Here is a 24,713-nt window from a genome sequence, read left to right as displayed (position 1 = left end):
TAAAATAGCTAATCATGTTTGGCAATTGTAGTAGATGTAGTGCTTAGCAACTGCTGACTAATACGATTTATACCCGCTGACAACAAGGGTTTAATATCCGCCAATTGCCAATCAGGATGCAACTGTAATAATAACGCCGTAATACCGGCTACATGCGGGGTAGCAAAAGAACTGCCTGTCATAAAATCATAGGCTTGGTGTGGAACAGTGGTTAACACGTCCTGACCCGGTGCAATTATCTTGGCACTGCTTATTTCATCCCCCTTCCCTACTGCGATTACGCCGGGCATATTGGCCGGAAAACCACCGGCTTGCTCCTTTGCTGGAATTGCAGCAATAACCACAATGCCTTTAAAAAGTGCTTTTTCCAGCAATTGCCTTAACAAGGGATCATCTGGACCAGTCAGGCTCATGTTAATAATACGGCTATCTAGCCGTATAGCCTGGTTTAAGGCCAGTGCCAGGGTAAAACTATTGCAACTTGCTGCCAACGAGCCAGGGCGATCAGGCCAACAGGCGCGCAACGCATACACTTCGGCCTCTGGCGCTATACCGGCAATACCAATACCGTTATCGGGTCGTGCAGATAAAATACCTGCCACCGCTGTGCCATGCACATCGGCCATATCGTGATCGCTAGTTTCGGGTGCCAGATTTTGCGCAACTTTAATTTGCCCTTGCAGATCAGGATGATCGATATCAACACCACTGTCTATTAAGGCAATGCGTACGCCACGACCCGTGGCTATTGCATGCAAATCGGCAATGCCCATGGCGCGATAACCCGCTTGTAAAGTCAGATAAGGATCGTTGTTGTTAATGGATAGTGGCTGTTCTGCTAATACTTTAAAGCTGTTCATACGTTGCACAGAAACAACCTGTGTATCGTGTTGCAAATTATTGATTGCACTTTGCAACTGTTCTTGATCGGCCACTTCATAAACCACACAGCTCAGGCCCAATTCTGTCATCGGCCATTGCGTAATAAGTTTTAAATGATGACGTTCCGCCAGCGCTGATGCCTGCCGATGGCTCCAGCTGGAATTAAGATATTGCGCTGGAGATTTATAATTATCTTGCGCATTGCCATTGATAGTTCGGTTAATACTTTGATCAGAAAAAGTAACCAGTAGCCGACGGTTTTCTACACTAGTCTGGGGATCGAGTGGGTAAATAACACTATTTTCAGCACACGCCACCAACACCGATAGCATAAACACCCATAGTATTATCTGCATTTTTTTCATATCTGTTTAGGGCTGTGAAGTTGGCTCAGCCAGCATGACTATCGATTGATTACGCAAATAGCTCACGGCTTTATCCAGTGTTTGACTGTCATCTTTATTATCAACTAATAGCGTGTACATGCCAACACTATTAGGACCATCTAGTCGATGCGCATGAATAGGCAACAGCAAGGCATCAATATCTGTATCACTGATAGACTGGGTAAACACAACATGTAAGCGGTTGGGTGTAGCCAAAACAGCTTCATTACTGGCCAGTGTGTGGAAAGTATTGATGGCTGGCAATTGCCATGCAAAATAGATAGCCGGTAGCAAAGCCACAACGATGGACGCTGCAACAGCCCAATAGTGCGCATTACCTGACCTACGCAGAGTAGGATTTAAAAAACCTGTAGCCCAGCGCATCAACTTACCCCGTTTAACCGCATTGGTTTGATAAGCCGCTTGCTGAGCATGTTTTCTATTCTGTATTTTAGCCTGTAAATCAGCAAATGAAGCTGTCGGTGTTAATTGATTTTCAGCAGATTTTTTGATTAAAAAGGCAAGACTTTGCAATTCTGCCAACTCACAACTGCATAACAAACACTGTTGCAAATGCATCTCCACTTGCTGTTGTTCCTGCAAGTCTAAGCTTTGATTAATATACCAGGGCAATAGCAGTTTAATGTGCTGGTGTTGTGCTGCTGACTGGGAATCGAGTGGATGCATGGTATTAATTCTCTTCTGTATCTACAAATAATTGCAGTTTTTTTCGCGCATGAAACATTCGGGTCTTAACCGTGTTTTCCGGGCAGTTCAATATTTTGGCAATTTCCTGATAGGCAAAGCCATGATAAAAAGTTAATTCAATGACTGCACGCTGTTCTGCGGATAAAGTTGTCATTGCGCTGCTTAACCAGTCTGCGTTTTCCAGATAGTGGGCAGGATTGGCGAGCGGATCACCCAAACTATCGTTCAGTTCGTCAATATCAATATCAAAACTGCGCTGCTTACTGATAGACATCATTTTTAGCGACTTGTTATAGGCAATGCCGAACACCCAGGTTGATATTTTACTGGTGTGATTAAAACTATGTGGTTTATCCCAGATCACCAGTAATGTTTCTTGGATTAATTCCTCAACCACATCAGGAAACTGCGTCATACGCAAAATAAACCGATACAAGCGTGGATAATAGATTTTATAAAACATTTCAAACGCAGCCGTATTTTGTTCAGCAATAGCGGTCAATAACGCCGATTCATCCATATCAGCATTGCTTAAAATGGCTTTAGTTGCGGGTGGTTGGGTTTGGACTAAGCGCAGCATAGTTCAATCTATAATCCCTATCATTTAAGTTAACTTTCAAAAGTCTATTCCAAAAAGTCGCGACAAAGTTCAACGGATAGAATATTTTTTTAAAATCCTAATGAAACAGAGAACAGATATTTATTTTCGACTGGGCGTGGATAAAAATAGTCTGGATAAGCACCGTCAGCTGGATAATTATGCAATTGCACATCCACATAACGCATATCGACCACTAGATAACGAGTTAAATACCAGGAAGCACCCACATTCCAGTAAAAGTAATCCTGCCTAAACAATGCCTTAGCCTGAGAATAGCCAAGGCCTGCAGATAACTGAAAATCGTCTGCCAGATCATGACGTAAATTCAAATCGTAGCTAGGCACAGTGGCATGACGTTGATAAGCGTCAGGTGCCAGAATAACTTTGCCACTTATCCAGTCCTGATAATGCAAACTCGCAGAGAAATCTACGTAATCGGCATCTTCTGAAAATACCTTGCTGTTATACACATAACCCGTTGTAGCTAAATTAGTGTGCCAATCGTCATCTATAGGCAAATTGACACCCGCATAAGGCTTAACTTCCAAAGCCGAATAGCTGGGATTGACATGGTCATCAAAACTGACTTGAGAAAGCCCACTGCCCGCATACCAGCCACTATCCGACACATAATTTAAATCGGCCTGCGCCACTGGGTTGCCACGGCTTTTACTATAGCCGTGATAGACATAATCACTGCGAAAACTCACCTCACCATGCCACTCAGCCATTACCGATGAGCAATAGCATAGTAAAAATACTAATCGGGAAAAAGGCAGTGCAAATAGGGTTTTGGGGTTAAGAAAAAGCATCGAGTCATGCTAGGCAATGGTAGTTGGCATAGAGGTTAATGAAAATTCTACACCATCCACAGCGGCTACTACTATCTGTTTAATTTGTAATTGGTTAACACACCGTTACTAAACAAAAAATACTGGCTATTCTATGGGAACGATACGCCGAAAAGTAAACCTAGATAGGATGTGCCGACGTCAGGAGGCGCATCGATCGCGACCGATGCACTTCACACAGTCCAGAACACCCTATAATCCATTCATTTTTAAAAAAAACCAATCTAAATAGTAAAGAAATGACAATGATTATGCAGTTTGGGCGTACAAAATACGCCCATGCAAACATCCTGGCGAGTTTAATTTATCTGAACAATGAATAAATACTTCAGAAAGTGATATTACCTTGCAACCAAATCTTTTGCGTATCCGTAAACGCACTGTTGGCTGTATAAAAATCTGCATATTTAGCCAGCAAGGAATAATGTTTACCAAATTTTTTCAGCACCGAAAAATCCCATTCAGAGCCAAATTTTACCCCACCGGTATCATCGAAAAAATCATGATAAACACCAGTTAAAATGAGGCTATCATTCATCATTTTATAACTGGCAGTAGCAAAAACGTCACGTATGCCTTTACCCAACGCAGCGGCAGCAAGTGCAGTTGCACCCGTATTACCCGGTAAGGATAACGGATTTTTGATGACATCCGCCCAGCCTTGAAAAGCATGATTGGTACCTAATGGTGTATTAAAAGTTTTATTAACACCATAGCCATCTAGCTGTTCCATTGCCCCTTGTAAGGTAAAATCAAATGCCGTTAAACCCCCCATTAAATTTACCCTATCCGCCGTATAGGAATTGGGATTACTGGCGTAATTCGATTGTATACCCCATTCTGCGGTGTACAAGAAATTAACGGTATCATAAAATTTCGGCGATTTACCGTCGAAGCGTAGACCATAGGTTTGAGAAGACTTAGCGTAATTAACCTTATCTTGAAAATCCAGCCAATAACCGTAACCAATAACATTACCCCAGTCGTTAATCTTGTAGTTAAGATTCAACAAAGGAGCGCTTAGTTTGGCATTTTGTCCCAGTGGATCTTGCATATGGCCTAAATAAGCCGCGTTAATGGTTAAGCCAAACAAAGCCTGATAGTTGTGTAGCAAAGTCACCGAATCATAGGTTTGTTCCAACTGCCGCCAACCCACGTTACCAATAAAGCGATCATCATCGTACTTTATGCGTTGCCGACCAAATTTGACTAACGTATCATCTATGCCTTTATAGCTTAACCATAATTGATCCAACTCACTGCGTTGCGGGTCCTGTACCTTAGAGTATTGTGTGTTGGGTGATAAAACCCCTTGGTTATAATCATTTTCCAATGCATATAAACCTTGATATTCTGCATACGCCTGAAAATCATATAAGGTTGGCGATAACAAACCTAAACGTAAACGCGCTGTGTTGGCGTTCGCTGTTTCCACAAATTGTTTATGCGGACCAAAAGTGGGACCTTTATCCTGATTGACATTTTCATAGCGATAATTAATATCCGCTTTTACAGCACCATTATTACCATAATGATAGAAATTCAATGCATCTTCAACATCTTGGGTGTAATCAGCAAAGGCAGCCGTATTAGCCATACTCATTGATATTAACGCCGTTGGCAAAAGCCATTGCTTCATTTTTTGTTTTTTCATAAAGTCTCCAGGACGGTAGTTTTAGCTGACAATCAGAAATTAATGCGTGTGGTCACAGGCGCTAAGAAAGCTCAATAAACTTTCCCGGTATTGGTAATAATCAGGATGTTCCAGCAAAGCTTTGCGGGTACGTGGTCTGGGTAAATCAATGTCTTGAATTTTGCCAATTTTGGCGCGCGGACCATTGGTCATCATTACCACGCGGTCGGCCAGTAGTATGGCTTCGTCCACATCATGCGTCACAACAATAGCCGTAACATGGGTACGCTCCCAAACTTCCATCAATACTTCCTGTAATTCCCAGCGCGTTAGCGAATCCAACATGCCAAAGGGTTCATCCAGTAACAGTAATTTTGGTGATAAAGCAAAAGCACGGGCAATACCCACTCGTTGTCGCATACCATTGGACATATCCGCTGCTTTTTTATACATAGCATCGGCTAAACCCACACGAGTCAGATAATATTCAACGATATCTTCACGTTCTTCTAGTTGGGCATGTGGATAGACTTTATCCACACCCAGCATCACATTTTGAAAAGCAGTCAGCCACGGAAACAAACTGGGCGCTTGAAACACCACACCACGATCAGGTCCGGCTCCGTCAATCTCGCGATTATCCAGAATAATGCTGCCATCAGAAATTTCGTTCAATCCAGCAGTCATGGATAACACAGTTGACTTACCACAACCGGAGTGACCAATAATAGAAATGAATTCGCCTTTTTTAATTTTCAGATCAAAACCATCAACCACCGTCACAGTGCTATTACCGTCAGGCGTGGGATATACTTTAGACAAATTGGCAAATTCCAGATAACGAGCTTTACCTAATTGTGTTTGGCTGGGTTTTAGTGCCGAGCTATCCAACTTCCAGTCGTTGCTGGTATTGGGTCGCACCGCTGGCAGGATAATTTTATCTACGGCTTCGGTTTGGTTTTTTTCCATACCAATAGCCATTAAATAACGGGTAATTTCTGCCCGTAAACGTTTAAATTCCGGATTATGATTTAAAGCTGTTCTATCGCGTGGTCGCTCAAGATCAATGTTAAAAGCCGGGCCAAAACTGGCATTGGGGCCAGGCTTAAGCGGTATAACCCGATCAGCCATATAAATGGCTTCATCAACATCATTGGTAATAAGAATAACGGTCTTTTTTTCCTGCTCCCAAATTTGCAGTATCTCGTCCTGTAAATTGCCTCTGGTTAAGGCATCCAAGGCACTCAACGGTTCATCCAACAATAATATATCTGGATTTGCAGCTAAAGCACGTGCCACATTCACCCGTTGCCGCATACCACCGGATAATTCCGCCGGCTTTTTATCCATGGCTGCACCCAAATTGACCATACGCACATATTTTTCGGTATGCGCGCGGCGTTGACTGGGTGTCCAATCTTTAAATATGGCATCCACAGCCAGCGCCACATTATCAAACACAGTCAACCACGGCATTAACGAATAATTTTGAAATACCACACCGCGATCTGGTCCTGGCTGTAGTATGGCTAAGCCATTTTTTAACACTTCGCCACTATCAGCTTGGATTAATCCAGCTATCAAAGAAATTAGCGTGGTTTTTCCACTACCGGAAAAGCCCACAATCGCAATAAATTCCCCAGCACGAATCTCAAGATTAATGTCTTTTAGTATGTTTACACGGGCATTACCCTCCCCATACGATTTATTTACATTTTTTAATTCCAACAATGGTTTATAGGCATCGTTGGCGGGTGTGGTATGCAAAGTATCAGACATAGACAGTTGAAATATTTTAGCGGTTGCTTGTTGCATGATTCGCTCCTAAATTTTTTGAAACGAAAATACATTTTGTAAGGACTGCATAATGCGATCCAAAATAAAACCGATGAAGCCGATAGTGAATACTGCCACCATAATGCGGCTAAGTGAATTGGCGCTGCCGTTTTGGAATTCATCCCAGATAAACTTGCCTAAGCCCGGATTTTGCGCCAACATTTCTGCGGCGATCAATACCATCCAACCCACCCCCAGCGATAAACGCATGCCGGTAAAGATATAAGGTAAGGCTGAGGGCAGAATGATGCTCTTAATCTGCGTACTCCAATCTAAACGCAGCACTTTACCGACATTGACCAAATCCCGATCAATAGAAGACACCCCAACTGCCGTATTAATTAAAGTAGGCCATAGTGAACATAAAGTAACGGTAATAGCGGAAGTGACAAAGGATTTAGCAAACCAAGCATCATCACCTGTTACGTACACAGCACTAACAACTAGGGTGACGATAGGCAACCAAGCTAAAGGTGATACAGGTTTAAAAATCTGGATTAAAGGATTAATGGCGGTATTCAATAAAGGATTCATACCGCACAGTATGCCCAGTGGTACGGCGATTAAGGTGGCAATCATAAAACCAGCAAATACGGTACGCAAACTAGTAAAAATCTGATCTAAGTAAGTGGGTTTGCCGGTATAGGGTCTAAACTTTATTTCTGCTTTAGGATCTTCGGCCAATTTTTCTTTATTACGCAGTTCCTGGCGTTGGTAAAACTCGCTGCGCTTCTGCATTTCGGCACTGTGTTCAGTAATCAGCCCACTCACTTCAGTCCAAACCGCTACAGGGCCCGGTATGGCACCCAAACTGGTATTAACACCTGAAGCCGAAACACTCCAAAAACCCAAAAACAACATAAAAGCAATAATGGGCAATCCCATAATTAACCATAATTGGCGCAGTTGCTGTTTTGGATTTTCGCCAGCGGCAATTTTAAGTAGCGGTACAAACCAGATGAGACCGGTAATGTTAAAAAATTTAATCAGTTTTTTGATCATGGCTATTACCTGTAAGTGGTTAAAGCTATCGTTAAATATCGCCGCATCAGTGCAGCTAGGTTTAGGTGTTACCAGCGTTAAGCAGGGTTATAGGATGCGTTGAACAGAATGAAGCGCATCTGTCGCGATTGATGCGCCCTCTGGCGTCGGCACATCCTATAAAAACTTACCCTTACACTGTACATATCGGTCTAGGTAAGCACCCTCGAACCGCGTGGTATAATTTAATTTTTAATTAATCAACAACTTTGCCACCCGATACGGTTTGTTTGCCTTTTAAACCAATCGTAAACTTACTGAGATAATCGTTGGGTTTTTCAGCATCAAATGGAATTTTGTCGATAAAATAATTTTGTGAAGGTTTGATACCGGTATCCGCTGGAAAGTCTTCGGCTTTGGCTTTGCCCTCTGCCACCAGTTCTTGTGCAGCAGCCAAATAAATATCCGGTCTATAAACTTTTTTGGCTGTTTCCATGTACCAGGCATCGGGTTTGTATTCGTTAATTTCACCCCAGCGGCGCATTTGTGTCAGATACCAGATAGCACTGCTATAAGAGGGAAAGCTGGCGCCTTTACGGAAAAAAGTATTAAAGTCAGGCAAGTTACGTTTATCACCTTTTTCGTATTCAAAGGTTCCGGTCATACTGTTAGCTAGAACATCAAAATCAGCACCCACATATTGTTTTTGCGATAACATTTCTATCGCTTCTTTACGATTTTTATTATTTTCAGCATCTAGCCAAATGGACGCTCTAATCAATGCCTTCACCACCGCTTTATGGGTATTGGGATATTTGTCGGCCCAAGCTTGGGTAACGGCAAACACTTTTTCGGGTGTGTCTTTCCATAATTCATCATCAGTGATCACCGGCACCCCGATTCCTTTAAACACGGCTTGTTGATTCCAAGGTTCACCCACGCAGTAACCAAAGATAGTGCCTGCTTCCAAGGTTGCTGGCATTTGCGGTGGAGGTGTTACAGACAATAATGCATCTGCATTTATCTGGCCGGATATATCTTGTGGTGGCGCATAAAAACCCGGATTAATACCACCTGCGGCTAACCAGTAACGTAATTTTAGATTATGGGTACCGGCTGGAAATGTCATGGCCATATTGAAAGGTTTACCGGCACTTTTATATTTTTCCACCACAGGTTTTAAAGCATCTGCTTTAATTGGATGCACAGGCTTACCACCTTCCATAGCAACATTAGGCTTCATTTGTGCCCAGATATCATTCCCCACCGTAATTGCGCTGCCATTGAACCCCATGCTAAACGCAGTCACTAAATCGGCTTTAGTACCAAAACCATAACTGGACGCCAACGGCGCTGAAGCTAACATATGTGATCCGTCAAGCTCACCATTGATAACCCGATCCATAACCACTTTCCAATTGGCTTGTGCTTCCAGTTGCACAAATAAGCCTTCGTCTTCGAAAAAGCGTTTTTCGGCAGCTACAGCCAAAGGCGCCATATCAGTGAGCTTGATAAACCCGAATTTTAAATCTTCTTTCTCCAGTTTTCCGGCAGCAGAAACCTGGCTAGAAAAGCCAAGTCCTATCAAAATTGCCGTGGTCAGTAAATGTCTTGCTAGGCATGTCTTCTGAAATTTCATAAATAAAACCCGTTGATTGAAAAAATTTAGGCCAAAAAAAAAGGCGCCTTCGCGTAGGGTATTAGCCATACTCGAAAGACGCCTTTGTCTGGTTTGCTCAACATTGAGCCAAATTGTTAACCCCAACGCTGGGGTATTGCTTTACTTAAAGCAAATTAGATGCCATTATTTTTTAAAGCAAACCCTTAGTTTTATTTATTACATCAATTCAATCACTTGAAATTTTTAAAACCAAAAAAATAATAAAATAAAATTAAACCACGTCCTGTTTAATTGGCATTAATGTAATAAACAGCACAATTTTGGTGCGTAAGGGTGAATTCTTGGTGCAAAATGTAGCCTGGATGCAATGAAATGGAATCAGGGATTCGAAGCCCAAGCATTAAAAATCACCCAAACACAAAAATGATATGCCGAATGTGAGCCACGTTAAAACCAATACCCCGACTCCACACCGACCCTAAAAACAGCAACACCTCAAAAAATACCACTCACTTAAACAACTCAGCCATAGCAATCACATTTTTAGCCATTTCTCCAAGCGAAATCCCTCTATCCATAGCCAATTTACGTAAAGATTGATAAGCCTGTTCCTCAGTATACGCTTGCGATTTAATCAAAATTGCTTTCGCTCGATCAATCAACTTACGATCTTCCAACTGCGTTTTAGTCTTTTTAAGCTCGTCTTTCAGTTCCTTATGCTCATTAAAACGTGCAATAGCAATATCGATAATGGCTTTTAAACGTTTGGGTTCCAGACCATCGACGATATAAGCACTGACACCCGCCTTAATCACCTGATTAATGGTATCGGTTTGCTGATCTTCGGCAAATACCACCACCGGCACCGCATACTGTTGATTAAGCTCGCGCATCATGTTTAATACATTAGCATTGGGGCTGTATAAATTTAATACCACCACATTCGGTTGCAGCGTTTTAACCACATCCAGCAAATGTAAAGCTTGCAACTTTAAAGTGGCAATTTCAAAACCATACGCTTGCAAACTTTTTTCTATTAGGCCACCCGAATCAAATTCATCAATGACCAGCACTTTAAGGGCAGCCATCTCTAATTAATCTCGATTTTAAGTACCGTACCATCCGGCATGATTTGTGTAATAAAACTACGCGGTTCTTCCAAATAGAAAATCAGGCCTAGTAACACAATGCAACAACCGCCTAACAACAAAAAAAACTGACTGGGTGTCAAGAAAGTCAATAATATCAAATACACTATTGCCCCCGCATTGCCATAAGCACCCACTATACCGGCTACTTCGCCAGTAATGGCACGTCTAACTAACGGCACAAAAGCAAAAATGGCTCCCTCAGCAGCTTGCATAAAGACAGAACACAGCAAGGTTACCAATACCGTTAACAATAACGACCAATCCGCAGAAATCATGGACATCAGCAGATAACCAAGCGTTAATCCGACGGAAAACACCGTTAAGGCCAGTTTACGCCCCCAAGTATCACTCAGTAATCCTCCCACAGGACGGGCAATAATATTGGTAATGACAAAGCTGGAAGCCAATAATCCCGCATCGAACAAGGACAAATGCTGAGAAACACTAAAGGTCGTATAAAAAAACATCGGCAACATAGACAACACAGCCAGTTTGGAGCCAAAGGTAATTAAATAGGCAATCGCCAAAATAAACACTTGCCTATAGCGATAATGATGAATACTGGCAATCGGCTGTGTTAAACGCTGCGCATTGGTATTAACCAATTGATAAGCATGCATAAAAAACACCAACCAAATGCACACATGGCTTAAGGTGGCCCAACTAAGAGAAATTAAAGGGCTTTCTGGACTGGAAAGTTTCCAAGTCAATAAAGACATGCTGGCATATAAGGGTATCAGGCTTAACATATACAGAAATAAATCACTGATACTGCTTACCTCCATCGTCGCTGCACGTTTAGTTTTTAACCCAGCTAATTCGGGCGGAAGATTCTCAACATTTAGGTAATAAATAACCGCATAGATAATGGCCAATACTCCAGTGCTAGCAACCGCTAAACGCCAGCCCTGCTCCGCCCCCAAATAATAAGCCAAACCAGGCAATAATAGGGTTGCTATGGCAGAACCAAAATTACCCCAACCCGCATAAATACCTTCCGCAGTACCAATCTGGTTGGCAGGGAACCAATCGCCAATAATGCGCACACCTACAACAAAACCAGCACCAATAAATCCCAGTAAAAAACGCGACCAGGCAAGCTCCACAAAATTATCAGCCAGAGCAAACATAAAGCAAGGGATGCTGGAGGCCGCCAGCAATATACTGTAACTAATTTTTGCACCAAATCGGTCTACTACCATGCCAATAATCACACGGGCGGGAATAGTAAGCGCCACATTTAATAGCAAAATAATTTCAACTTGCTGCTGGGTAAGCCCCATTTCCTGTTTAATCAGCATCATTAAAGGCGCATGATTAAACCAAACCACAAAACTGACAAAAAAAGCCATCCAGCTCATATGCAATATTTTGGTTTTGCCTTGCATAGAGAACAGTTTGAAAGGAGAAATAGGCATGGCGGCAGTACAAGTTAACAATATTGAAATAATTTAAGCATTTTACATACCATTAACCACAGGTACGAAAATCTGCTTACACTAGCAAATATTAACACGTGTTCTCAACGTTATTTTGGAACAAACATTAGTGGTGATATTTCGAATTGCCTCACTGAATAATAAAAAAACACAAATAACGTCGTATTTATAATTAAGAATCAATGGCATATAGGATGTGCTGAACGATGTGAAGCACATCTGACGAGATTGATGCGCCCTGCACTTAAAACCAAACTTGTCGCCTACTGGAAAACATGCGGCAAATAGTTACTAAATACATAGCTTTAGACATAAAAATCCAAACCAAATTTGTCATTTAAGTTTGCTCGCTCAGATCAGATAGGACGTTGCATCTTGCAGTCTTGAGTTGAAAGGCAGGCATCTGACATCCCTTAACAAAATCCGACAGGCTGGTATTTCTGATCTATGGCACGTAAATGCTTGAAACTTGACGTTCAATTTATTACTATCCATACCAGATGAGCGCATCACTTGAAAGTTAATCTATCATCATGACCAAATAGCGTAGACATTACATTCCGGGTGCCACATGATTTTTTACCGTTAATCTTGCCGAACGCAAGGTAAACCAATTATTGATCGATCATCTTCGTTGTATATTGACATTACCTGACGACGATACCAGTTTTTCAACACGCTGGAATAGGCTTAAAGGCGCATTCTCCAAAAAAATTGAAAACTGGGAAAGAATTTCAGTTAGTAATAGTTGTAGACGAAGGGGTTTATGCAAATAAACTGGGGTAACATAATCCCGCCTGATATTTAGAGTATCGAAATCGAATGATGCGCGGCTCGTTGGTTGGCACATCCTTCGCCCTTTCTACATAAATAGGCATGCAGGACAATCAAGAAATATTCACCACAAAAAACGAACTTTTAACACAGGAGAAACTCCATGCAACTGCAAATAAAATCCCTGGCGCTGGTCGCCGCTATTCTGTCTGCCGCAACGTTGCTGCCGGCACAGGAGGCCGCTGCCGCTGCTGCTCTGGTAAAAAACGTTGAACAGCCTGGCAGACTGCCTTATCAGCAAACGGTGCAATTTAATTCAATTATCGGCAACTGCAACACTTTTTCGGGTAATACAAACGCTTGCCTCGTCAGCTTCAACGCCGTACCGGCTGGAAAACGCCTTGTGGTTGAACACGTCACGCTCCTAATCGCCACTACCGGCGGCGCACCCAATTTGGTTGCCTTCGGCGAGGATTTATCTACAAACACCGGCATCGTGGCGGTGATAAAACCGGATTTTTCAGCCGGTATCAATATATCAGGCTCAACGTTTTGGAATCTTGACCGGGAAGCGCGGGTTTACTACGAACCTGGCACCACGCCCAAGATTAAGATCCTGGTGCCAGGCAGCATAGTAGGCTTCGATTCCAGCGCGACAGTGCATGGTTACCTGATTGATGCCAATTAATTGATTTGGTGGAAATCCGCTGAAAAATGCCTTCGCATTGCCCAGTTTTTTTTGCCAGACTCAGGCTATCAGGAAAACTAGGCCTGCCCCAGGCGTTTTTCACCCTCTAAACTAGAATTAGACTTAAGCCGCTCAAACCTCTGAGAAGAATCGATGCAAAAAAGTAAACTTGTTATCAAACTGTCTACGTGCTTGCTGGTGACATTGCTGTTTGGGTTTTACAGTGGCGTTTTTCAAGATCCAAATGCAACGCAGCCTAAATCTACAGTGCTGAGTGGAAATAACGACAAGCCAACAGAAGATAAACAACCCCGTAGTTTATCGGAAACCGATAAGGCGCAGCGGGATGCAAGCCAGGAAGATATCGAAATTTCCCAGGAAACTGGTTTTGCCACAGTCACCCATTTACGAACCAATATTCAACAACCGCCGACCAAGAACCTGCTGCCGGAAGGCGTAAACCCAGCTGATGTTTATATTTCACCGGAGACGGGCATAGCGACTCTTATGCGAACGAATAGCAATTCCAGGCAGCCGCCGCTTGCCACTACTCCACTGCCGGAAGGCGTGAACCCGAAGGACATGCAAGTATCAACAGAAACGGGTATCGCCACTCTCACGCATGCGCAAGCCAATACTCAGCAATTTCCATCTGAGAATCCGATCCCGGAAGGCGTAAACCCGAAGGATATTTCTATTTCGCCAGAAACCGGTATCGCTACGCTTGCGAATACGCGCACCGATTCTCAAGCGCCCTTAGCCGAAAACCCCATGTCAAAAGATATCGATCCCGCTAATGTGTATGTTTCGCCGGAAACGGGCATCGCTACGCGAAGTCAGTAAGTGTGGGATATAGAACAATACCATTTGAGTAACCTTTAGTTTAATTAACAAAAGTAGTTTTCACACGTTTTGACACCCGAATATAGGGTACCCAAATTAATGCTACTAGAAAGGAATGAATAATCTGATCAGTAGTTTCGGATACAAAAATAGTTTGATCTGGAAACATGGACTTCAAGGCTAAAGAATCAGCAAATAAAAACAGCACCTGAAAAACCAAAATACTGATTTACCAGATTGGAAAAGATTTTTTTCCATAAAAAAATAGAAATCCGATATAAAACCAAATCAGCACCATTCCACCGTTGGTTAACCGTTCACACCATACCAAGGTTTTCCAAGCAGGCATATACGTATCGAAACCTGGAGTTGTCAGGGCAGTCCATAAACCATTGTTGAGTAATTCCTGGTAATCCAGATAAATTTGCCTAATCATTAGCAATGGTGTTAAAACAATACCAACTGCAACAAATATCAACCAACCCTTTATTCCACGTAGATTTTCATCCTCCATATTATTACCTCTAATATCACTGATGGTTTATATAAACGGCCGTCACTGGATAGTAAAAAGCGTCTGGTAAAAAGTAATTATGCGTCCGTTCGTGGTGAGCAGTAAGCCCTCGTCACTTGCCATTCAGTCGTTGTTGAATATCATGCTGTTTTTGCAGGGCATCAGGTAGTTGTTCGTAAGTTAAGGACTTATTGCAATCGGCTAATGCTTCATTAAGTTTATCCAGTTTCATGTAGGCGTAGCACCGATTGTTGTAACTGATGGCAAGAACGTGGTCGTTCTGTAAGTCGTCATCAAACAGGTAAGTATAGTGATTAAGTGTATCCAGCGATTTCTGAAAGTCACCGTTTACCGTATAAATGTGCCCGATTTTAATAGCCGCATCGTTCTGATAGCCGTCCGTCCGTGATTGTTCAGCTACTGCATGGAAATCATCAATTGCCAACTGAAGATTACCCATGTCCTGATAGCTGCGGCCACGTAAATACCGAGAATTCACATCATCACCGATATCTATCTGTTGTGAGCATGCCTGTAAGGCATTATCAAATTGCTTAAGATTATAATAAGCTAAGCATTGCAGGTAACTGCGGTTTGGACGATAAATTCCGTCAAGGCGTTCTGCTGCTTTTTGATAAATGATTGTTTTTTGATATTGTTGCATATCAGCATATAGAAACGCCAAATCATCATAAAGATTTGCCATAGAAAGGTCTTTTAACTCCTGACTGGAAAACTGAAAATTTGGCACATTGGCAATTGCACGCTGATACAATTTTTCCGCTTCGCCATAATGTTGCTTATTAACCCATATTTTGGCAATTAAACTGTCCAGCATGAAATTGTTTTTCGCAGGCTCTGGCGCCAGCAGTTCATTATTATTGCCTATGCCATTGGCAGCCCATTGCAATAAAGTGCCATTTGTTTTTTCATAGCATCGGCAATGCGTTATTTGATCTAAGGCATCATACACCGACAGAATAAACTGATAATGATCCGCATAATGCTGCATTTGCAAAGCATCCTGAACGTTTTGTTGCAATTCGGCAGTAGCAAGTTCAGCAATGGACGACTGAACGCAGTCCTCAACAGGTTTGGCTTTTTTTGCATAACAATGACTGGATGCCACATCTAAAAGTCCAGTATAAAGATTTAAATACAGAATTTTTAAAGGCGAATCTATAGGGGCAGGCTTTGCGTATTTATCAACAAATGCATACATTTGCTCAACAGATCCGCCCCATTTTGGTGGCAAATTATTCAAACGGGCTTGAAACAAACCTAAATGTTGTGGATATTTTGCCAGAATTTTCTGAAAAGCTGTTGCCTGACTGTCATCATCGCCAAAAGCACCCAGAATATCGATTAACAGTTTGGCATAATAGGGATTGTCATCTAGCTGCATAGCCTTGTTTAAATCCTGCATAGCTAATTCCAAATGCTGTATAAACTGGTTCATACGTTGATCCGGTACTTTATTGGCATAACCATTCCCGCGTATATCCCAACCAGTATTGTAATGATATTTTGTGCGTAGCAAATAAGGAATAGCGTTGTTAGGCTGTTTTTTAACCCAGTTGTTTAAGCTTTCCAGATATTTTTCATTAGAATCTTCGGTAATTAAATCAAAAAAATACTTGGTAGGTTGAAAGCGCCAGTTGTTTTTCAATCCCTGATGCAGAAAGTCTGAAATTATCGTATTTGCAGCAGGAAATTCACCTTTGTTTATATTAGCCCTTACGCGCATAGCTTGCTCGAAGCGTGTTGGATAATCAGGCGATGTACCGATTAGTTTACTCACTTCCGTATCAATATCTTGTTGAGACAATAGCGGTTTTGGTGTTATGGCTGGCGTGATATTAGCGGGTACAACACTGATAGGTGGAGGATAAATTAGTGAGCCGTGGTTCAATACCAGCAGTCCAGATAATGTAAGGATAACAATAGCCAGAATATAAAAAGCTATTTTATAAGGGTTAATGCGCTGCTGCTGATCCTTCATTGTTTATACCAGTTAATGTTCAATGTAATTGACAGAAATTAAATATTACACATTCATGGAATAATTTGCAATGTTAGATTATGTCGAATTTTTTAATCGCATTGCTCTTTGTATAATGAATAGACAAAAGGTTTAAGGGTGGTTTTAGCCGCAAGACAACATGTTAAGTCTGAATTTCTATATAGCTTTGTTTTACAATAGGATAGTTTACGAAACATTCGTATGTTTGATTAAACCCACCCTAATCACAAGGATCATATATCTAATGGGTAAATAATAAGTAACACAGCAAAAGCACTATATAAAACAGAGATAAATACTGATAAATAAATAAGGTATTTAGCTTTGTTTGATTTTATAAATTGTCTAGCGCTTTGACTCAGCATGGATAAGATTGCGACTGTGGCGAAAGCTAACAAAAGTGAACCAACAATCAAAATTAACATTTCTGTACCAGGTACAAAATAGCGCATAAGCCAAGGCAGACTGACTATGAAAATAACGATTGATGATGCAAGTCCAAAATATAATTTTGCTATGTTCATTGGCAACCTATCAACTAATCAGCCCTCGTAGCCGCGATTAGCAACGGAGACGGTGAAAGTATTCATAATTTTTGTCAAAATATCCTATATATAGTTGTTTTTGTGATTTTTTACCACTAGATATACTGGTAAATATTTTAAAAATTGAATACTTTAACAGTCTCAACGCGTAATCGAGGGAATAAATTGCAGTCCAACCTTACCATTAAACGTAGCAGAAATAATATGTATGTCTATCAATTATATAATTATATTTTGGTACATTGCGTAATCAACGCCCAGTAATACCATTAACTAATAACCGAGCTAGTGGCGCATAAATATTGTGTTACCTAGACTGGCTGAAAGACAACTCCGTAGAAATTACTATCGGTAAACTGAGTGGCTCAAGAATAATCACGATTCGCAAAAAATAGCGTAAAATTTACAAATAACTTTTGGGGAATCTGCAATGCACATTGAAGCTGAATTAGACGATGTTTATGCCGAACGTCTACTAGAGTTACAACAACGCCTACAAAAACCACTTTCTGAAATCGTGGCTGACATTGTGACAAAAGCAATTGATGAAAGAGTTGAAGCCCCTGAAACTGAAGGGCAAAAAATGCTAAGTATTTTTGCTGATGAAGGATTAATTGGCTGTCTACATGGCGACGGAAATCTTTCTGTTAATTATAAACAGCATCTATGGGGCAATGAGTGATTATTGCGGACACTGGTTTTTGGGTTGCAATTTTAGATGATAGTGATAATTTTCATGACCTTGCACTTCAAGTAGCTAAAACGCTTCAAGAGCCGCTTATAACCACAATCCCCGTTATTACAGAAGTTTGTTACCTGTTACAAAAGCGCAGGGGTGAGCGCTTCGCAACAGCTTTTTTACGTAGTCATCACCGCAGTGCCTTTCGACTTTTTGATATTACAGCATCTCATCTGTTTCGCTGTGAAGAGTTGATGTCGCAATATGCTGATTTGCCCATGGATTTTGCAGATGCTTCATTAGTTGTACTTGCAGAGCATTTGGGGCATGGTCGCATCGTTTCTACTGACAAACGTGACTTTGGTGCGTATCGCTGGAAAAATCGCCAGCCGTTTCAAAATTTATTGGAAAATGATTGAATAACTCCTTATAGCAGTGAGCCCTTCTCCAGCTACTTCAGCCCGCGTAGCTGCGATTAGCAACAATGAAATGACACGGTAACTTTAAAAATTCATAACTCATCACGAATACAAATATAAAAACAGGGTAATTCAGTATAAAAGTGATATAAACGCATGCCTACTGTTATTCAATTTGCATGAATTGATAGCCATCCCCCGTTTGCCAAGACACATATAATTGCTGTCCATCCGTTAATAAAAAGCCATCATCAGCACTTAGCGCCGTTCTAGCAATTGTTTGCGGAGAATTCCAACTAACACCGGAATCATGCGACAGCTGTAAGATTAATTGATTCTGTTCACCATCAAATTGCGACCAAAGTAATGCCACTGTCTGTCCTTGAGATATCACAGCAGGATGCCCTGCCCCCTGACTAGCAAAAGGATAAGGGTTGGAAAAATGTAATCCACCATCCGAAGAGTTAGCATAAAACAAGCCCTGCCGTCCGCTGGCACCACTAAACCAGGCCACATGATAGTTGCCGCTACTGTCTATTGCCAAGGCGGGTCCGTGGTGTGGACAGGCGTCAATTTGCCAGTTTTCATTACTTACTCGATGTAAGGTCCCAGGTTTAAGGCTATCCTGAAAGCGTAGCAAAGCATGATCGCGAATATTTCCAGCAAACACATGCCGCCAGAGAACAACAGGCAAATTATTGTTATCCAACTCCAACCCTAACCGACAACATTCACAGGTATGATTGATTGCCATCTGGTTTGCATGAAAAGTAATACCACCATCCTCAGAGTAAGCAAAATACAAACTCGATCCTTCAAACGGTTGGTTAACAAGTTTTGCTTGTTCTTTATCGCGTGCATCCAGCCAAGCTATCCATAATTCACCGTTTTTACCGATAAGTAAACTGTCGAAACGATGCCCAATAACGTCCAGATTATCGTTAATGGTAACTGGCTCACTAAAGGTATTTCCGCCATCACTAGATCGACTAAAACGTATATGTCCGGTGTTTTTCTTTTCCAATGCCACTGTCCAGGTAATAAAAATAGTATCCTGAGCATTGAACTTGATTTTTGGACGATATTCCCCGTGAGCAATCACAGCTTCCTCTACACGATTAACCAACTGCGGTGCGGAAAAATGATCACCCTGATCAAGTGATGATTGCAGATAGATATGATTATGATCAACCCACGTTACCCACAATCTGCCTTGATGATCAAAAGCAGAAGTCACAGTCTTTGAACACTGAATACTGGGTGTTTTACTGGCCGAGCATTGAGGGCTTTCAGCACCATGGTGCTGTTGATGGCTGGCCTGGGTAGCCAACGGGGTACTGTAATCCGTTGCACAAGCACATAGTGTTAAGGTAAATAATACAAGCAATAAGTTTTTATAATTCATAATCCTAAGAACAGCAGTTGGTCGCACTAAATGGTGTCGTTTTCAGTTTGCCCGCTAAAGAGTGAAACGCTACTGACATAACAGTAGCGTTGAAATAATAGCCTATCTTGATAAAGCAACAGTGTTCCGAGTTACCCCTATCAGCAACCGCACCTGCACTCTGCATGGACTTTACTTACCAGCTAAACTTAAAACCACCCATGATATTTCGTGGCATACCCATGGTTGGTATGGAAGAAGTGCCATTTGAGTTGGTGGTGATATAAGAAGCATTAGACAAGTTTTGCGCATTGATATACAAATCAAGACGTTTATTGGCTTTGTAATTAAAGTGCATGTCCGCAGTAGTGGCCGCAGTATTTTGCTGGTTACTACCAGGTATTGCCTGTGTATTGGTCCAATAGGCTGGCCAGCTTTTAATTGTCCAAGAGACAGAGAAGTCTGGATAGAAATCCCATTTACCACCCAAATTCAGAGTCCAGGGCTGCACATTAGGAATTTGTCTATTCAAATAATACGCAGCAACACCATGGTTACCCGCCGCAGAAGCAGCATTTAGCGCAGCAAATTGACCAGTAAATGAGTTCATATACGCCCATGTTCTATTTACGCCAGCATTAATATCAAAGGTGGGGGTTGCTTGCCAATCCACCGAAAACTCACCGCCTTCCATAGTAGCCGTGCCGATGTTTTGATTCCAACCGATTGAGGTAGTATTAGAACTTAAATTAAATTGGTTAACATAGCTATTAGCACCACCAGCTGTACAGGTAGCACCCGTGTTACACAAGGTGACACTGTTAATAAAATTACTCAGTTCATTATGGTAAGCAGTAAACTTGGTTTTGACCGTATCATTAGTAAAATCGATCCCAATCTCTTGACCAAAGTTGGTTTCTGGATTCAAGGAAGCGTTTGCCTCGTAAGCAGCATTAGAACCATAATAAGTTCTATACAGATTATTCATACCAGGGGCGGCAAAATTTCTGTAAATGGCACCGCGTAAATCCACGCCAGAATCAAACATATACTTTAAACCTAAGCGCGGATTAAACTGATAAAATCCCTGGCTAGGTGTTTTGTTAGCGAACGTAGGTTTGTTAAAAGTACCGTTGGTTTTATACAAACTGGTAGTACCATAAGCGTCAAACGCTTGCCAAAAATCGTCCCGCAAACCAACGGTTACATCCAGTGGTATATCTTTTGGGCTGAATGTGGCTTGTGCAAAAATACCTTCAAAGGCATTGCTGGCACTCGTGTTAATGTTGGCATACTTGTAAGTGCTGCCATTAGCCAAAAACGATCCGGGATTTAACGTTGAAGAGGTTGATGATGATACAGCTGCATTAACTTGCATAGTATCATCAATATTAATACCGCGCGCATCAAAACCTACTTTAACATCTTTAGCATCGCCCCAATTGCCATGAAACTGTTCCTGAATAAAAGCCGCAGCACCATAGGTTTGGTATTGCTGAGATTCAATTTGCTGGGCATAGGCTTTAGAATTTGCCAGTAGTGTCAAATAAGATTGATTAGGATCATTGGCTACACCACTGATGGTTAAGCCTGAACCATTTGGCTGTATCAAAGCACCATTCATTCGGTCCTGTTCCGAGTGATTGTAATAGGCATTGAAGTTCATACTACCGGTTTTGGAATATTTAATTTCACCACCGCTGCGAAAATCGTATTTGTACCATTGGTTATTACCCAGCGCAAAACCACCCGCCCCTTTATCCATCAACTGCTCAGAAGCCAGAAACTTTACAAAATATTTGGAATAATCGTTAGGTGTAAAATAGGCAGATATTAAACCGTTATTGGTGCTATTAACCGTCGCGCTGATATTAGGTGTCACATGATAAGCGTTAGGCGTCATATTATAGCCATCAGACGAAATGGCATTAAAGTTAGCCCCTACTTTCACATCGCTGCTGTGATACAAAGTACCCGCCAAATCACCAGCTACAGTATTAAAAGAACCGTAGGCTGCGCCAGCGCGTTTTTCATCTTTTATTGGCTCGCGAGTGATAATATTGATAACCCCACCTTCAGCAAGATTACCCCACATGGCCGCCCCACCGCCACCACGGATAATTTCGATTTTTTCAATGGTATCCTTTGGAACTTGGTTCCAGTCTATAGTTCTGAAAAATCCGTCATTGATGGGCACACCGTCCACAGTAACCAATACTTTTTCGCCGCTGGCACCAAAACCACGCATTTGCACCGTGGCACCGGTAGGGTCAGTTTGACCAGGCAAGGTATTGGACGTAAAAATGCCCATTTGCCGATTCAAAATTTGATCGAGAGTCAGCTCCGCACTTTCCTGAATTTGCTGTCTGGAAATAACAGTGGTACTAATATCCATTTTTTCAACATTACTGCCTCGCCCCACACTCACTGCAGAAACTTTTACGGTATCTAAAGTATTAACCGCATCACTCTCTGAACTCACTGTTGGCTCAGAATTACCTGTACCCGCAACAGTATCAGCAGCCAGAACCATTGTGCTAGGCAATAAAGCTGTAGAAACCGCCAAGTATAAAAGTTTGCGTTTAAAGTCCACTACAATGCCTCATTTATTATTATAAAAACAACAACAAAAGCAAAGTATATGCCCAGAATATAAACAGAATATAATTCAAATAGATATACTTATCGTATAATTAGAAGTTAATTAAACTATGTTATATAACACAATAATTAATTCAAAAATACGTGATATAACGTAGTTTTAGGTTTTACACGTAGGCATAGCTGATGAGAAATAGATGGAGACACAAATCAGTGTTATTAAGCCAACGTAGCCGAGAGTAGTTGTAAAAATTCAAATAATAGCCAACATTTAAGTTTGCTTGCTCAGATTAGATGGGGCAAAGACTGACAAAGTGCGGCCAAGTAGCGCCAGTTGGTACGATTTTACCTACAACCAAAAACTGGAAATAAGCCAATGTTTGGCTTGCAGAAGAAGGCTTAGTTGAATGATAATAAAACCCTGCTTCGAAGCTGATAAGCGTTGTAATCCAAAGGAAAACTTCAATGCAAAGAAACCCGGTAATTTCAAAGAATTTTCTGGGTTTCACGTTGTTCAACCCAGCCTAGGGCCCTGAACCCACGAAGGAATGCAACACCAACGCTAGTCTACTTACTCAAATTGAAAAGAAAACCCTCATATTTAGGTGACTTTTGAAAGTAAACGTACAAAAAATATTTGGCAACTGGGATACTGGTTATTCTCTTGACAAGCACTCTCTCGGTAGTGTTTTTATCGGTTACAACAATTACGGGCACCCTATGTTTGATACGACAAGAACAGAGATTGGCGAGGCTTTATATCAGTTAAAATTCCGTTCTGATCGTAACCAAGTTGACGCACTTGGGCAACAGATTGTCGATTCTCTGGGGCATTTTTTCCAAAGTGCATCATTTATCTTGCCCATGCCGGCATCCAAGCTAAGAGCTTTCCAGCCTGTAAATGAAGTTGCAAATCAAGTTGCGGCATTAATGAACATTCCCTACATTGACAATGTTCTAGTAAAAACTGCATCTACGGATCAAGTTAAAAATATGCCATCAAAGGAAGATCGCGTTAAAGCGCTCTGTAAAGCCTTTAAGATTAATGACGTTTTAGTGGAAGGCTCATATAATGCACTGATTGTAGATGATCTTTATGACACTGGGTCATCACTCGAAGCAGCTACAGCTATGTTAAGGCAATACACAAAAATCAAGAAAATTTTTGTCGCTACAATAACCAGGAAAAACCCATGACAAATGTTTTTGTATCCGGCTCAATCAAGATTAAAAAGCTCGACACTAAAGTCATTGAGCGACTAAAAAATATTATTTCATCGAAACTTGAGGTAATTATTGGTGATGCTGATGGGGTTGATAGCTCTATTCAAGAGTTCTTTAAATGCAACGGGTTGCGTTCTGTTGTCGTATATTGCTCTGGAGATACGCCAAGAAACAATCTTGGGAATTGGGTCACTAAGAAAATTAGCTCCAACTACAAACCCGGTACTCGACAATATTTTACCGCAAAAGATAAAGCTATGGCTGCGGACTGCGACTATGGTTTTATGATTTGGGACGCCAGCAGTACAGGAACCCTGAGTAATGTAATTGAACTTGTTGAAAAAAACAAAGTTGGTTTAGTTTACGTAAACAAAACCAAAGAATTTATTAAAATTAAAAATATTCAAGACCTCGAAACTCTAATCAATTTTATGAGTGTAACATCGCTCAAAAGAGCAGATGAAAAAATCGGATTATTTAAAAAAATTGAATCACTAAAGTCCATTCAACGCGACTTGTTTGATGAACAGCCTGTTGAAGCTATTGTACTTGTTAAACATCCAAGCTTAACTAAACGCTCCAGCGAACTCCGCTAATGCTTCGTCTTTAGGCTTTTCCTCTGAACGACTTAGCCTGCGAACCAATCGACATTCTTTTTGTAGGTAACTCCCTAAATGACAGTTGGGCATCTAAGTCCGGCGCGCGGACACTTTGCGTTAATCCAGTAGATGTTGACTTCTCAAACACTCTCGTCTGGAACTGGTACATTAGAGAAATGTCGAATTTGATGGAGATACTACCGTTTGCCACACGTTCCTAGCTTTGTTTTAAGGAGCCCGCGTAGCCTCTATAAGCAACGCGTTATCGCAGGAATTGTTAGCCTTGGAATATTTTAAAGTTTTCCAAAACGGGAATATTATATTAATTGGC

At 41.4% G+C, this 24,713-nt stretch carries 21 protein-coding genes and 1 pseudogene; 6 read left to right on the top strand and 16 right to left on the bottom strand.

Features of this window, described 5'->3' with window-relative positions; translation table 11 throughout:
- Window positions 1–8: 8 nt before the first annotated feature.
- The 10 genes from ABH008_RS11995 to ABH008_RS11950 all read right to left on the bottom strand — a co-directional run bounded on the left by ABH008_RS11995 (window position 9) and on the right by ABH008_RS11950 (window position 12,068).
- On the bottom strand, window positions 9–1,238 hold the full coding sequence (locus ABH008_RS11995; RefSeq protein ID WP_347985854.1) for a S8 family serine peptidase: 1,230 nt from the start codon (window positions 1,236–1,238) through the stop codon (window positions 9–11).
- A gap of 15 nt (window positions 1,239–1,253) precedes the next feature.
- Complete coding sequence (locus tag ABH008_RS11990; RefSeq protein ID WP_347985853.1) at window positions 1,254–1,955, bottom strand: hypothetical protein; 702 nt, start codon at window positions 1,953–1,955, stop codon at window positions 1,254–1,256.
- Window positions 1,956–1,959: 4 nt separating this feature from the next.
- Complete coding sequence (locus ABH008_RS11985; RefSeq protein WP_347985852.1) at window positions 1,960–2,556, bottom strand: RNA polymerase sigma factor; 597 nt, start codon at window positions 2,554–2,556, stop codon at window positions 1,960–1,962.
- An 89-nt stretch (window positions 2,557–2,645) separates the two neighbouring features.
- Window positions 2,646–3,389, bottom strand: a complete 744-nt coding sequence (locus tag ABH008_RS11980; RefSeq protein ID WP_347985851.1) for a TorF family putative porin — start codon at window positions 3,387–3,389, stop codon at window positions 2,646–2,648.
- A gap of 367 nt (window positions 3,390–3,756) precedes the next feature.
- On the bottom strand, window positions 3,757–5,082 hold the full coding sequence (locus ABH008_RS11975) for an alginate export family protein (RefSeq protein WP_347985850.1): 1,326 nt from the start codon (window positions 5,080–5,082) through the stop codon (window positions 3,757–3,759).
- 39 nt (window positions 5,083–5,121) lie between these two features.
- Window positions 5,122–6,876: a nitrate ABC transporter ATP-binding protein gene (locus ABH008_RS11970; RefSeq protein WP_347985849.1), complete on the bottom strand. Its 1,755-nt coding sequence runs from the start codon at window positions 6,874–6,876 to the stop codon at window positions 5,122–5,124.
- A gap of 9 nt (window positions 6,877–6,885) precedes the next feature.
- A complete protein-coding gene (locus tag ABH008_RS11965) occupies window positions 6,886–7,899 on the bottom strand; it encodes an ABC transporter permease (RefSeq protein WP_347985848.1) in 1,014 nt (337 codons plus the stop codon).
- Window positions 7,900–8,134: 235 nt separating this feature from the next.
- A complete protein-coding gene (locus ABH008_RS11960) occupies window positions 8,135–9,517 on the bottom strand; it encodes a CmpA/NrtA family ABC transporter substrate-binding protein (RefSeq protein ID WP_347985847.1) in 1,383 nt (460 codons plus the stop codon).
- Between the two features lie 491 nt (window positions 9,518–10,008).
- A complete protein-coding gene (locus ABH008_RS11955; protein ID WP_347985846.1) occupies window positions 10,009–10,587 on the bottom strand; it encodes an ANTAR domain-containing protein in 579 nt (192 codons plus the stop codon).
- Window positions 10,588–10,589: 2 nt separating this feature from the next.
- Window positions 10,590–12,068 (bottom strand): MFS transporter, encoded by a 1,479-nt coding sequence (locus tag ABH008_RS11950; protein ID WP_347985845.1) that lies wholly within the window; start codon window positions 12,066–12,068, stop codon window positions 10,590–10,592.
- A 958-nt stretch (window positions 12,069–13,026) separates the two neighbouring features.
- On the opposite strand from ABH008_RS11950, the gene ABH008_RS11945 reads away from it, so the two are divergent.
- Together ABH008_RS11945 and ABH008_RS11940 are read left to right on the top strand one after the other, a co-directional pair.
- Window positions 13,027–13,551: a hypothetical protein gene (locus tag ABH008_RS11945; RefSeq protein WP_347985844.1), complete on the top strand. Its 525-nt coding sequence runs from the start codon at window positions 13,027–13,029 to the stop codon at window positions 13,549–13,551.
- Window positions 13,552–13,704: 153 nt separating this feature from the next.
- A complete protein-coding gene (locus ABH008_RS11940) occupies window positions 13,705–14,394 on the top strand; it encodes a hypothetical protein (protein WP_347985843.1) in 690 nt (229 codons plus the stop codon).
- Between the two features lie 40 nt (window positions 14,395–14,434).
- Here the strand turns inward: ABH008_RS11940 and ABH008_RS11935 are convergent.
- The 3 genes and pseudogenes from ABH008_RS11935 to ABH008_RS11925 all read right to left on the bottom strand — a co-directional run bounded on the left by ABH008_RS11935 (window position 14,435) and on the right by ABH008_RS11925 (window position 17,455).
- Window positions 14,435–14,908, bottom strand: a pseudogene (locus ABH008_RS11935) (DUF2569 domain-containing protein).
- 112 nt (window positions 14,909–15,020) lie between these two features.
- The gene (locus tag ABH008_RS11930) at window positions 15,021–16,910 is read right to left on the bottom strand and encodes a DUF4034 domain-containing protein (RefSeq protein WP_347985842.1); all 1,890 of its coding nucleotides are present in this window, start codon (window positions 16,908–16,910) and stop codon (window positions 15,021–15,023) included.
- Window positions 16,911–17,164: 254 nt separating this feature from the next.
- Window positions 17,165–17,455, bottom strand: coding sequence for a hypothetical protein (locus ABH008_RS11925; RefSeq protein WP_347985841.1), 291 nt, complete (start codon window positions 17,453–17,455; stop codon window positions 17,165–17,167).
- 451 nt (window positions 17,456–17,906) lie between these two features.
- Between ABH008_RS11925 and ABH008_RS11920 the strand changes: the two genes are divergently transcribed.
- On the top strand, window positions 17,907–18,158 hold the full coding sequence (locus ABH008_RS11920; RefSeq protein WP_347985840.1) for a hypothetical protein: 252 nt from the start codon (window positions 17,907–17,909) through the stop codon (window positions 18,156–18,158).
- Window positions 18,155–18,574: a PIN domain-containing protein gene (locus ABH008_RS11915; protein ID WP_347985839.1), complete on the top strand. Its 420-nt coding sequence runs from the start codon at window positions 18,155–18,157 to the stop codon at window positions 18,572–18,574. Before ABH008_RS11920 ends, ABH008_RS11915 begins: the two co-directional genes overlap by 4 nt.
- Window positions 18,575–18,740: 166 nt before the next feature.
- Here ABH008_RS11915 and ABH008_RS11910 read toward each other — a convergent pair whose 3' ends face one another.
- The 3 genes from ABH008_RS11910 to ABH008_RS11900 all read right to left on the bottom strand — a co-directional run bounded on the left by ABH008_RS11910 (window position 18,741) and on the right by ABH008_RS11900 (window position 23,068).
- Window positions 18,741–19,979: a sialidase family protein gene (locus tag ABH008_RS11910; protein WP_347985838.1), complete on the bottom strand. Its 1,239-nt coding sequence runs from the start codon at window positions 19,977–19,979 to the stop codon at window positions 18,741–18,743.
- A 175-nt stretch (window positions 19,980–20,154) separates the two neighbouring features.
- Window positions 20,155–22,551, bottom strand: a complete 2,397-nt coding sequence (locus tag ABH008_RS11905; protein WP_347985837.1) for a TonB-dependent receptor — start codon at window positions 22,549–22,551, stop codon at window positions 20,155–20,157.
- 298 nt (window positions 22,552–22,849) lie between these two features.
- Window positions 22,850–23,068, bottom strand: a complete 219-nt coding sequence (locus ABH008_RS11900) for a hypothetical protein (RefSeq protein WP_347985836.1) — start codon at window positions 23,066–23,068, stop codon at window positions 22,850–22,852.
- A gap of 103 nt (window positions 23,069–23,171) precedes the next feature.
- Between ABH008_RS11900 and ABH008_RS11895 the strand changes: the two genes are divergently transcribed.
- Both ABH008_RS11895 and ABH008_RS11890 read left to right on the top strand, forming a co-directional pair.
- Window positions 23,172–23,756 carry a ComF family protein gene (locus tag ABH008_RS11895; RefSeq protein WP_347985835.1) on the top strand — a complete coding sequence of 195 codons (585 nt, stop codon included), beginning with the start codon at window positions 23,172–23,174 and terminating at the stop codon, window positions 23,754–23,756.
- Complete coding sequence (locus ABH008_RS11890; protein WP_347985834.1) at window positions 23,753–24,379, top strand: hypothetical protein; 627 nt, start codon at window positions 23,753–23,755, stop codon at window positions 24,377–24,379. Before ABH008_RS11895 ends, ABH008_RS11890 begins: the two co-directional genes overlap by 4 nt.
- Window positions 24,380–24,713 lie beyond the last annotated feature (334 nt).

Source organism: Methylomonas sp. AM2-LC (assembly GCF_039904985.1).
GTDB lineage: Bacteria > Pseudomonadota > Gammaproteobacteria > Methylococcales > Methylomonadaceae > Methylomonas.
Note: the sequence above shows the minus strand (reverse complement) of the source record. Positions and strands in the feature narration are given on the sequence as shown.